This window comes from Sphingobacteriales bacterium (assembly GCA_016700115.1).
Taxonomy (GTDB): Bacteria; Bacteroidota; Bacteroidia; order Chitinophagales; family UBA2359; genus UBA2359.
The window spans coordinates 2,303,864-2,315,815 of record CP064999.1; the positions used below are offsets into that span (position 1 = coordinate 2,303,864).

The 11,952-nt window shown below is 38.0% G+C and carries 12 protein-coding genes and 1 pseudogene; 8 read left to right on the forward strand and 5 right to left on the reverse strand.

Translation table 11 applies throughout. The features are described 5' to 3' along the window. The first annotated feature begins 976 nt into the window (after positions 1–976). The 3 genes from IPM47_08175 (at position 977) to IPM47_08185 (ending at position 3,076) form a co-directional block, all read left to right on the forward strand. A complete protein-coding gene (locus IPM47_08175) occupies positions 977–1,345 on the forward strand; it encodes a BlaI/MecI/CopY family transcriptional regulator (protein QQS30886.1) in 369 nt (122 codons plus the stop codon). An 18-nt stretch (positions 1,346–1,363) separates the two neighbouring features. Next, positions 1,364–2,518: a hypothetical protein gene (locus tag IPM47_08180; protein ID QQS30887.1), complete on the forward strand. Its 1,155-nt coding sequence runs from the start codon at positions 1,364–1,366 to the stop codon at positions 2,516–2,518. 288 nt (positions 2,519–2,806) lie between these two features. Then, a complete protein-coding gene (locus IPM47_08185; GenBank protein ID QQS30888.1) occupies positions 2,807–3,076 on the forward strand; it encodes a DNA-binding protein in 270 nt (89 codons plus the stop codon). A gap of 116 nt (positions 3,077–3,192) precedes the next feature. Here IPM47_08185 and IPM47_08190 read toward each other — a convergent pair whose 3' ends face one another. From IPM47_08190 to IPM47_08200, 3 genes are all read right to left on the reverse strand, one after another. Next, positions 3,193–3,486 carry a hypothetical protein gene (locus IPM47_08190; GenBank protein ID QQS30889.1) on the reverse strand — a complete coding sequence of 98 codons (294 nt, stop codon included), beginning with the start codon at positions 3,484–3,486 and terminating at the stop codon, positions 3,193–3,195. Positions 3,487–3,591: 105 nt separating this feature from the next. After that, entirely contained in the window at positions 3,592–4,794 is a 1,203-nt protein-coding gene (locus tag IPM47_08195; protein QQS30890.1) for an IS1634 family transposase, read from the reverse strand. Positions 4,795–4,806: 12 nt separating this feature from the next. Beyond that, positions 4,807–5,277, reverse strand: a complete 471-nt coding sequence (locus IPM47_08200; GenBank protein ID QQS30891.1) for a hypothetical protein — start codon at positions 5,275–5,277, stop codon at positions 4,807–4,809. 168 nt (positions 5,278–5,445) lie between these two features. On the opposite strand from IPM47_08200, the pseudogene IPM47_08205 reads away from it, so the two are divergent. Beyond that, positions 5,446–5,716 (forward strand): annotated as a pseudogene (locus tag IPM47_08205) (DNA-binding protein). A 116-nt stretch (positions 5,717–5,832) separates the two neighbouring features. Here the strand turns inward: IPM47_08205 and IPM47_08210 are convergent. Together IPM47_08210 and IPM47_08215 are read right to left on the reverse strand one after the other, a co-directional pair. Then, positions 5,833–6,708, reverse strand: coding sequence for a ceramidase domain-containing protein (locus IPM47_08210; protein QQS30892.1), 876 nt, complete (start codon positions 6,706–6,708; stop codon positions 5,833–5,835). Between the two features lie 253 nt (positions 6,709–6,961). After that, positions 6,962–7,912, reverse strand: coding sequence for a CPBP family intramembrane metalloprotease (locus IPM47_08215; protein QQS30893.1), 951 nt, complete (start codon positions 7,910–7,912; stop codon positions 6,962–6,964). 127 nt (positions 7,913–8,039) lie between these two features. Between IPM47_08215 and dusB the strand changes: the two genes are divergently transcribed. The 4 genes from dusB to IPM47_08235 all read left to right on the forward strand — a co-directional run bounded on the left by dusB (position 8,040) and on the right by IPM47_08235 (position 11,849). Next, complete coding sequence (dusB, locus tag IPM47_08220; GenBank protein QQS30894.1) at positions 8,040–9,038, forward strand: tRNA dihydrouridine synthase DusB; 999 nt, start codon at positions 8,040–8,042, stop codon at positions 9,036–9,038. 462 nt (positions 9,039–9,500) lie between these two features. Continuing rightward, positions 9,501–10,181 (forward strand): hypothetical protein, encoded by a 681-nt coding sequence (locus tag IPM47_08225; protein ID QQS30895.1) that lies wholly within the window; start codon positions 9,501–9,503, stop codon positions 10,179–10,181. A gap of 55 nt (positions 10,182–10,236) precedes the next feature. Further along, positions 10,237–10,962: a DUF2071 domain-containing protein gene (locus IPM47_08230; GenBank protein ID QQS30896.1), complete on the forward strand. Its 726-nt coding sequence runs from the start codon at positions 10,237–10,239 to the stop codon at positions 10,960–10,962. A 170-nt stretch (positions 10,963–11,132) separates the two neighbouring features. Then, positions 11,133–11,849: a hypothetical protein gene (locus IPM47_08235; protein ID QQS30897.1), complete on the forward strand. Its 717-nt coding sequence runs from the start codon at positions 11,133–11,135 to the stop codon at positions 11,847–11,849. Positions 11,850–11,952: the final 103 nt, after the last annotated feature.

An 11,952-nucleotide genomic window follows, 5' to 3' on the forward strand; every position in this document is an offset into this window, starting at 1 on the left:
TGCTTGTTTTAGGGTACTAAACTTACCTTTTTGCAAAACTCAACTCCCTGATTTTCTATGGTTTTTGTAATTATTAAGGTAAAATCGAGAGTAGGCCGGATTTTTACCCGATAAAAAAATTCCGGAACTTTATTTTACCTTTTCAATTAAAAAGTCGAGGCATCTAAACCTGCAAAAAGCAGTTCGACATTTATAAAGCCCAAATTTTAATTGAATTATTTAGAAACAAAGAAGTAAGAAACGGCTCATTTCCTGTTTCATTATTAAGTTTTGAAGTAAGAAACAGCTCATTTCCAGTTTTGATGTTTATCATTGAAATAAGAAATCGCCCGTTTCCTGTTTCATTATTAAGTTTTGAAGTAAGAAATGGCTCATTTCCTGTTTTGTTGTTTATCATTGAAATAAGAAACCGCCCGTTTCTTGTTTCATTATTAAGTTTTGAAGTAAGAAATGGCTCATTTCCTGTTTCTTTTTTTCTGAAAATTGTGATTTTTGTGGGTTTTATATGGATTAAAACAGCCTTTATCAAGTTGAAAATTTGAATATTATCGAATTTTCTGGTGGAAAAAGACTTTGTAGCAGCATATAATATAGCCGGATAAAAATTTAAAGTTTTATTTGCCTGTTTAAAGATACTTTCTGAGTTTGTTTTTAAGAATTTAGCCGGTTTAATACAGTTACCTCCCCTTTTTTAATGTCAAAATCTCCCAACAAATTAGAATGTAACTAACCTGTGCCGTAACAAAACAGACTTGGGTTGATTATTTCACAATTATGGCAATCAAACAGGAGGAACTCAGATATTTTGAAAGAGAGAACGTTAGAATTTAACATTAGATGCCGATTTTTTAACTAAATCAATAGTTGTGAAACTAAGGAAATAGTTTTACCTTTGCCGAAACTCCAAAAATCAAACTTAAGTAAACTGAGCAATTGCCTGAGATAATCATTTCTGTTTTATTCAACTATCAGACAAATGAGTAAGTTATTAACCCCGTTAGAGCTAAAAGTCATGAATATTTTATGGAAGCTCGAAAAAGCTTTTGTAAATCATATTTTGGATGAGTGGAACGAAGACCCGAAGCCTGCTTACAATACCATTTCAACAACCATCCGTATTTTGGAGGAAAAGGGTTTTATTCATCACAAAGCATTTGGACGAACACATCGCTATTCGCCTTTAATCAGCCAATCAGATTATCAAAAAAACCTGATGACTAATATTATCCAAAATGCTTTTTCCGGTTCGCTATCTTCTTTGGTATCTGCAATAGTAGATAACGAGCATTTGAGCGACGAAGAAATTGCCGAAATTCAGGACCTCATCAATAAAAGCAGGCAGTAAAAAAAACAGAAAAGCAGGATGATGTTTGATGCCGTTTTTCAATACATATTGATTACTTATCTGCTTTCCTTCATAGGAGCAGGACTATACCGCTTGTTTAACCGGGGGAATTTTAATGCACAACTTCAAAAAAGGTTTTTGTTGGGCATACTTGCTTTGAGCCTGTCCCTCCCTTTTTTGATTGACAAAATTTCGGGCAATATTCAGGGCACTACTTATCAGGCCTGTTATCACGACCATCCCATTCCGGAAGTTTTATTTACCCAGTATTGTCCTGATTCCGGTACTGAAATGCAGATGTGTATTGAAATTGCTCAGGAATCTGAACATTTTTGCAGTTGCCCGAAGGTTTCGAGAGAAAACCTTCTGTTGTATAAAGCCAACCCGACTTACGATTTTTTACTAAAATATAAATCTGCAGGTAAAACGGTTTTATATTTTGTGGTATTTGTCGTTTTTGTAATGCTCTTCGTCCGCATTTTGTTTTTACTCAATCTCGTTAGAACCTCATCAAAGGAGACGATATATGTTAAGGGGAAACCTTACATACTGTTGTATCCAAAAGGTAAAAACCAGATAGTTTGCTCGTTCAGGTTACACAAGTCTTTTATAGTTTGGCAACGTTATCTTGACTTTTTGCCTGCTTCAGAACGACAAGCGGTTTTATGGCACGAAGTTTCGCATTTGGAACAAAAAGACACCTGGGTTAAGATGTTTTTACAACTGCTTCAGGGAATATGGCTGTTAAACCCTGCCTATTATTTTATAATGCGGGAATTTGAACGCATCAATGAATTTATCGCAGATGAGCTTGCAGTTACCCGCGTAGAAAGTGTTCAACAGTATGCTTCGCTGTTGTTAAAACTTAAAACGAAGAAAGAATTACCCTTGACTCATGCTTTTGCCAACAAAAAAACATCACAGCTCAAAAGACGGGTGCAGTATCTTTTACATCCTCAACGCAAATCCTTTATTTTGCAAACCGTTGTTGTAGTTGCTTTTTCCTTCATCGTCAGTTTAGCTTTGTCAGGAACTGCTTTTTACACAATGCCCGGAATTTCCAAACAGGTAGATAAAGTAAAACTTTACGAACACTTGTTGAAAGAAAAACGACAGACCGGGAAGTCTGTTTTTTGTAAAAACTGCATTTCCAAAGCAGCATTTGCTGAATAACCGTTAGTCCGGAAATCCTTTACAGTTTATCTCCAAAACAGGCATAGCTTTTGTTTACAAAAAAACAAAGGCTTTTTCACATTGTTTAACATGGTTGAAGGCAACAATTTTTTGAAAACACGGTTTATTCTATGAATGAGGCTGTAAAAACTGTTGTTAGAACTTTAAATCTGCCTCTGAAAAATTTTTTTAAAAAAAAAGTAAGTGAAGGGGTTTCAATTTTGGAATTATTTACACTACCTTAACGTTCAGATTTAGATTAGATAACCCAATTAAAATTTTTGCGCTATGCACACTACAATCACGTTTAATGATTTGCGTCACATCAAAGACAGCCTTCCTCATGGCAGCACTCATGAAATTGCTGAAGCCTTGAATATCTCTGAAGAAACCGTTCGCAACTATTTTGGCGGCACGCACTATGATACGGGTGAAACAGTAGGTGTTCATTTTGAACAAGGGCCTAACGGTGGCATTGTTTACCTTGAGGATACGGCTATTTTAGATAAAGCCAAAGAAATTTTAGCCAAACACCAAATTGACCTGCATCCCGAATAAGATTGGCTAATTTCGGTTTTCGCAACCATTAAATTATATAATTTATCTTTTAAAAGATAAAAAGGGGAGATGGAGTCCAAACTTCATCTCCCTTTTTTTATGGTATCCGGTTTTTATCAGATATGCAGGCGATATTGTCTGAACTTTTCTTTTAGGTTTTCACTGCGCAAATAGAGATATAAAGCCAGTGAGGAAAATGCGGCAAATAGATGCCATAAAGCATGTGCCTGAAAAATGCTTGTATGGTTGCATCCTATTTTTTGTTCATCGAACAAGTAAAACACCATCCCGATTAAAATTGAAATTCCCGAAACCAATAACCATCGCTTGTTGGTATGGTTGGGACATAGCCACTCAGACAGGGCAAAAAGCAAAACAGACACAACGACCAGACCCGGCACTACAATCATGGCGTTTAACTCCCCTGACTTTGACAGTTAAATTTCACAAACCATTGATAATCAGCGAGTTAAGTTTCCTAAAAATGGCATAGTTGCCACTACAAAACGGGTTATTTAGTTCGCTGGAGCTAAGTCTTTGAACGGAGGGATACGAAATGCCGAAAGGATTTTGTTGGTTAATGCTGTGTCAGCACCTTTCAGCAAGTACTTTTTATCATCAATTGTTAGTTCAGACAATTGCATTTGATTGAGTTCTTCTTTAATACTGCATGGACTTAAGTTGATGTTTGCAAACTTTAGGGTTAGTTCCACCGTCCGTTCGAGCATGAATGCTAAAAAACAGGTCATGAAATGTCCTTTTATCCTTTTGGGTGTCCAATGAAAAATTGGTCGAGTGGATAGGGTGGTCTTCAATACCCGGAAACTTTCTTCTATTTTCCATAATTGATGGTAGTTTGCCAAGACTTCTTCGTTCGTCATATCCATTTTACTATACTGTATGCCGTAGTAACCATCCCATTTTGCATCTTCATCTATTCGTTCTTGGTCTATTTCAGCAGCTTTTGTATTGGTACTCTCCGCCATTTTCAGGAATCGGTTAGCCCCCTTTTTGTTTTGCAAGTCCGCTCCGTTGTCTAATTTGACTTTTGCTTTTTGTATTTGTCTTTCCCTGTCTCTTGCGTCTTTGGCTGCCCTTTTGGCACTCCAAGTAATTAGGAGTTTATCTTGCAATTTTTGTTTCTTTTTATTGGCATCGCTGTAGGTTGTTTCGTAATCCAACACTTTCCAGCTAAATGTTACTTCACCCGTATCCTCGCACACAGTCTTTGTCTCCATATCATTGGTTGCCAAAATCTTTTGTACCAACTTTTGGGGCATCGATTTTAAGCGGGCACTAACAATGTAGTCATAACCCGCTTGACGTATTAAATGAAAATTTTCTTTCGAGTTGAGACCTTTGTCGGCTACTACAATGACTTTTCTTATATTAAACTGCTTTTCTAACATTTTCAGCGCATCTACCATCGTCTGACCATCAAAAGTATTACCCGGAAAAAGATCGTAGCCTATCGGTCTGCCTGTGCTATCTATAAATAAGCCCATCACCACTTGTACTTCATTAAACTTTCCAGCTTTGCTAAACCCAAATTCGCGTAAAGCATCTGCTCTGTTTGTCTCAAAGTGATAATTCGTTACATCATAAAAAGCAACTTCGATGGGCTTAGCATAAACGCCTTTTTTATGGTAAAACAGTTGTGTCTCAATTGCCTGCTTTTTATCACACAAAAAATCTAAACTTCGGTAAATTTCTTGCAACCCAATTATGTTTCACAGCCCATAAAACAATTTCTGATCTTTAAATGCTTGATGTTTTGATTTGCTTTTCAACAGACGATGAAGCACACAATAGAAAATCACCTCTTCTATATCGAACTTTATCCTTGTTCCCTTAGCACATTTTTTGATAATTTCTCCGATGCCAAGTTGCTCCCATACTTTTTTATAGACCAAATGACCATAACAGAAGCGTGCAGTTTCCTGCAAATTCTCTGCCCCAATGCAAGGCGTGTTATTCAATGACAGCAATTTCTGCCCAACTGATAGTAGGAATCCTGAATCACGCAACTGGTCAAGGCGACCAAAGTTGGCAATTACCTTGTGCTTGGTAGTCTTTCCTTCACGAAAAGATTCCACTAACTGAATATACGTATGGTTTTTAGATTTAGTGGCTTTTACAAACATACCGCAAATGTAAGCATATTGTCTTAAAAACAATAGCCTAAGAAAAGAAGTTGCCACTACAATTGCGGTTTTTTATTTCTTATTATCATTGATTATTAACGGGTTATCTCATTTAACTGTCAAAGTCAGGAAAAAAAGTAAGTGAAGGGGTTTCAATTTTGGAATTATTTACACTACCTTAACGTTCAGATTTAGATTAGATAACCCAATTAAAATTTTTGCGCTATGCACACTACAATCACGTTTAATGATTTGCGTCACATCAAAGACAGCCTTCCTCATGGCAGCACTCATGAAATTGCTGAAGCCTTGAATATCTCTGAAGAAACCGTTCGCAACTATTTTGGCGGCACGCACTATGATACGGGTGAAACAGTAGGTGTTCATTTTGAACAAAAGGCCTAACGGTGGCATTGTTTACCTTGAGGATACGGCTATTTTAGATAAAGCCAAAGAAATTTTAGCCAAACACCAAATTGACCTGCATCCCGAATAAGATTGGCTAATTTCGGTTTTCGCAACCATTAAATTATATAATTTATCTTTTAAAAGATAAAAAGGGGAGATGGAGTCCAAACTTCATCTCCCTTTTTTTATGGTATCCGGTTTTTATCAGATATGCAGGCGATATTGTCTGAACTTTTCTTTTAGGTTTTCACTGCGCAAATAGAGATATAAAGCCAGTGAGGAAAATGCGGCAAATAGATGCCATAAAGCATGTGCCTGAAAAATGCTTGTATGGTTGCATCCTATTTTTTGTTCATCGAACAAGTAAAACACCATCCCGATTAAAATTGAAATTCCCGAAACCAATAACCATCGCTTGTTGGTATGGTTGGGACATAGCCACTCAGACAGGGCAAAAAGCAAAACAGACACAACGACCAGACCCGGCACTACAATCATGGCGTTTAACTCCCACTTAAAAATCGTCAGAATTACGGTTGCAATTACAAAAATGCTCAAAAACAGCAACGGCAACCCTCGTTTTGTCAAATAGGTTTTTTTGAAATGATAGTAATTATACATCCTGTGAATTGCATAAATCATCGGGAACAATAACAGCGCATTTACCCCGGCCATATCTAATTGTTGTGCCGATGCAATCAGGGAAGCATGAAAAAAAGAGCTGAACAGAAAGATAAGAACCAATACCGAACCCATCACATATCCGTAAACGGGGTAGCTGATTAACAGGTTGTTATACAGTTTTTGCAATCGAAATTTCCGGTACCTGTCCCGTGCCGTTACGGTAAGTACCAACAAACCGACAAATAAATAGGGTAAATTACTGAGGGTATTGATCGGCTCTCTGATAAGATGATAAGGTCTGGTGAGTTCGCAAAAAACTTCAGAATAATTGACTGTTGAAACATACTGCCACCAAAAAGTGGTGGTAATCGGGTAATAAGATAAAACACCGAGAATCGCCAATGTAAGAACAGTGATGAAAAAGGGGAGCTTTAAAAATGGTAAGTGATTTGACATGATAAAGACTTGATTCTTCTTATAATTTTATGGATTAAAGGACATTTTGTTTTAAAAGTGAATAAATTATTTGCGTTGAGGTTGAATGTTTTTGTTGTTCCATGAAACAGCAAGATAGGTAAAAATCTGATGTTGAGTGGGATAAAAATTTCAGTTAATAAAGTTTAAAAAACTACCATACTGCCGGAATTAACAGGAAGGGACAGAAAAAGGATTTAATTTTAGTTGGAGATTAACCGGAAAATCATGCCAATCAGTCGAACCTGTTGAGTTCTAAGATTTCGGGCGATGTTTTTAAACGGTTGAAGTTTTTGTAAAACAGATATAAAGTGCCGCTAAAGATAGCAGTTCCGAGTAAAATGCTGGAAGTTGGCAAAGAATCCATCGCTTTCAAAGTTGAACCTGTATTGCTTCCCTGGGTAAAATAATATCCAACCACCTGAAGCGCATTGTTTACAAAATGCCCGATAATGGCATACCACAAATTACCGCTCCAGTAAAACAGGTAGCCTAAAAAAGCTCCGATTAACATGCGTGGAACAAAACCGAGAAATTGAAAATGAAATGCGCTAAATATTGCCGCCGCCAACATGATGGATAAATGGGGTCTTTTAGTCCATTCTGTAAACAGTTGTTGCAAACACCCCCTGAACAACAACTCTTCGCCCAATGCAGGCAACAAGGCTATGATGACAATGTTCAACATTAAATCCAGCGGGGTATCCATTTTTAAAAAAGCAAGGGTTAGTTTTTCGGCATTTCCTTCCATTTCTCGCATCCATTGCTCAATTCCTTTCAAAAAAGAAGGCAGAGAAACAGACTGGTTGAGTTCCATAAAAAAAGCCATTAACGGCAAAGCGCTGATTGTTACCATTGCTGCCAGTAAAACAGCCTTTGAAGAAAGCGGTAAACCTAAAGGAAGATAACCGCCCGCCTTGCCGCTTTTCAGATATGAAAACAAAATGGCCGGAACTATAAACACGCCGATGGTTGTCACTAATTGCAGCGCTTTTAATAGTCCGATATTTTGAGGGCCTAAATTTTCAACCAGATTTTGAATACTTTCGAGATTATATCCCGCAAGCATTAGTATAAAAACCTGCAAAACACTGAAAAAAAAGTAGGATATCAGCAGCAAAAGCAGCAAATACAGGAACTGTATTCTATATGGTTTAATATTTGCCTCAAACCGCAATCTGTTCATCTTATGCCTAAATTTGTGTAAATTTACAACCTGTTAGCTATTTTTGAAACAAACCGGTGGCTTTTCTGATTTGTTTATCACTTTGATTTCTAAGTGAAATACTCAGAATTGGTGCAAATTAAGGATTATGGTTAAAATTTCAAATATTGAACTTGGTGAATTTCCACTATTGCTTGCCCCAATGGAAGATGTAAGCGATCCGCCATTCAGGGCTTTGTGCAAACAGTTTGGTGCTGATTTGATGTACACCGAGTTCATCTCTTCTGAAGGATTGATTCGGGATGCAGAAAAAAGCATCAAAAAATTAGATATATACGAAGAGGAGCGACCAATTGGGATTCAAATTTTTGGTGCTGACCTTGAAAGCATGAGTGTTTCTGCTGAAATTGTAGAGCGAGCTAACCCCGATTTGTTAGATATAAACTATGGTTGTCCGGTGATGAAGGTGGTTTGTAAAATGGCCGGTGCCGGTATTTTACAAGACATCGGCAAAATGATAAAATTAACCGAAACGGTAGTTAAAAGCACTAAACTGCCGGTTACCGTTAAAACCCGCCTGGGATGGGACGAACAAACCAAAAATATTGTCGAGGTGGCAGAGCGTTTGCAGGATATTGGCATCAAGGCCATTTCTATTCACGGACGCACCCGAAAACAAATGTATAAAGGCGAAGCAGACTGGACTTTGATTGGTGAGGTTAAAAACAATCCACGGATGAACATTCCTGTTTTTGGAAACGGGGATATTGATTCTCCGCAAAAGGCTTTAGAAATGAAAAACCGTTACGGGGTTGACGGAATCATGATAGGAAGGGCGTCAATTGGTTATCCGTGGATTTTCAGAGAGATCAAACACTTTTTGCAAACAGGAGAAACATTGCCCCCTCCATCCACTGAAGAGCGGGTAAACGCAGTTCGGCAACATTTATCCCATTCTGTAGCATGGAAAGGCAACAAGTTGGGAATCCTCGAAATGAGAAGACATTATACCAACTATTTTCGCGGGTTTCCCAATATAAAATCCTACCGTGCGGCATTGGTTACTTTAGACAATCTGGACGAAATTTACCATACCTTAAATCAGATAGCTCTTTCTTACGCCGAATGCCCGTTCATAGAGGTATGATTTCGATAAATGGGAAACTTATCTTTTCTTGTTAAAGCCGGACTTACTCATTGCCATGTAATAGTTAGCGGCTATTAAATGATTGAAACACATCATAGTACTTCTTCTGTCTTTCTTTTTGAAAAAGAAGGGTTTAGTCTGTTGCCAGCGTCAGGTAAGAGGTTATTTGATTAACAACGTCAAGTTTTCTTTCGGCTTTATTATCCTTATCAGCTTATTCGTGGCAGGGATTTTATCTGTTGAGTTGAACTATTGTAAAAAAAGACGGTAAAAAATAATCGAGTAATACTTTTTCCTAAATTTGTAAAATAAAAGAATAGAAGTGTTGTTGCGGCATGAAAAATTTTCCTGATCTGTCTCAAGGATTAGTAAATGGAATTTTAATTCACAATCCTTAAAACTTACTGTTCTTTTCACACAATCAGAATAGCCCGGCATTTTTTACCTTTAAAACTACTCACAATGGAATGCAAATCCAAATCTAATGTTGTCTTCGGTTTTTGTATGGTCAGGGCTTTGGTTTTATGGCTGTTGATATTAGTACCTTTTTGGATGATGGCGCAAAACTATCAGACAGCAGAAGGGCCTGAATCATTGTCTTACGACCCCAACCATCCTGTCAATATTGTTTCAAAATGGGAAGGTCCTTATACCCATAATGAGGGATGGACGTATTGGCGGGCAACAATGGGTGATGGTTCGGGAATGTGGGTTTGGGATAACGGGAAAGGTGAACGCCGGTTTGGTTATGATGCCAATAATGACGGAAAATACGAAAGATGGCAGGAGGAACTTACTGTTCCGGGTATGCCATTATATCAGATTTATCATTGGGACAGAAATCAGGATGGTACCGATAATACGATTGCCTGGGCTGAAGGCGGCAACTGGCTTGAAAAAGTTTGGGATTCGAATAATGACGGGCTAATTGACAGTTGGTGTTCTTATAGTGAAATTGGTTGTGCTCAGTTTATGATGAATCCCCAATGTAATTTGGCCGAAAAGAACAAACAATTTGATACCGCCTATAAAAACTATCTCAATGCTCAATCATCAGGCCCTGTTAATCAGAAACGGGTTTATTCTATCTACCAACGAGCTGATTTGATTTTTAGAATCTGCAAAAACCTCAATACGCGGTAAGCATTCAGCCAATCCTTACCCTGCCAACCGGACAGGTCAGATTATTCTTCAAAACATGTTACTAACACCCTCTGTTTTTTTACAAGCCGAATGGAAATATCTGGCGATGTTTAACTATGTTATTCCGCCCGAACTGGTTGAACCCTATCTGCCTAAAGGAACTGAAACAGATTTTTGGAATGGTCAGACTTATGCCAGCCTTGTCGGTTTCTTGTTTGAAAATACAAAAGTGAAAGGCATTGCTTTCCCTTATCATACTAATTTTGAAGAAGTCAATCTCAGGTTATATGTCCGGCGAAAAGACAGGGATGGACAATGGCATCGGGGAGTGGTTTTTGTCAGGGAAATTGTTCCGCGTTTTGCGATCGCAAAGATTGCGCGTTGGTTTTACAATGAGCCTTATGTTTGTTATCCCATGAAACATAGCCTGTCTCATAATCAGGAACTTATAGAGGTAAAATATGCGTGGAAATTCAGCAATGAATGGAATTATATGCGTTTAACCGCCAACCCGGCTCCCAAAGACCTGATGCCCGGTTCCATAGAAGAATTTATAACCGAACATTATTGGGGGTTTAACAAACAAAAAGACGGCAGCACCAAGGCCTATCAGGTGGAACACCCCAAATGGAAAGTTTATGATGTTTTGAATTACGATGTTTATTGCAATGCTGCTATGTTATACGGCCAACAATTTGCACCGTTTCTCCAAAAACCCGATTCCGTCTTATTGGCATACGGTTCTGAAGTTACCGTTCGCACAGGATTTCATTTGCCTTAACAGGGTTAGCTGATTTTTTCGTTCAGAAAACTGCATCAGCTATAAACTTCCGGATTCAGCAATTTTTTTAATACCTTGCCGCATACTTACCATTCCAATCAAAATTGAAAACTTTATTTTGTTGCTTATTGCTTATCTGTATGGTTTCTTTTGCCCAAAGCAACCAACCAATGACCTTATATGAAAAAACCTGGTCAGAACAAAAAGCAAACGAAACACCCCGGCCAAAACATTATGTTCAGTTGTTATTGGGCGCAGCATTACCCGGCAATGCCTATGGTTCCGTTTCGCCCAATCAAAACAGCGGATTTGCCTTAACCGGATTTGCCGGGCAGTTGAGTGGGGGGTATTTATTGACCAAACATTTAGGGCTTAGTGCAATACTCGGACATTATACCTCTGCAATTCGCAAAAACGAGTATTTGCAAAATTTTCTCTATCAATTGTCTGATGAAAATAGTTATGTAAATTATATATGGGCTCAGAAATGGCAAAATCATTTGTTTACAATAGGGCCATACTTCAGTTTTTCGCAGCAAAAAATGTTGATGGAAATTTATCTTCAAGGCGGTGTAGTTCATAGCCGGTTGCCTAAAATAGTGGTTTCTGGTTTTGATGGCGAAAACAATTTTTTACATATTCAGCAACCCGATTCAAAGCTTGCTTTTGCGTTAACAACCGGAGCCGGCATCGGTTATTTGTTGCCTCAGATCAAAGGTTTGAGATTGGTTGTCAAAGCTGATATCATGGGAGCAATTCCCGGCTTTTCTAAAACTACCGAGCTGTTTACGCCCAATCTTAATGTACGGACAACCGGGTATTTACGACAACCTGTAGGTGCAATTTTATTAAGCACCGGAATCCGGTACGAATTTTCTTCCTTTTAACTTTGAGTTGTTTGATTTTTTAATGTTTTCTACTCCCCTGATATACCCTTCATCCGGCAATCATTATCAGTTCAGAAGATAGTGGTTAAATTCAAGTTGAGGG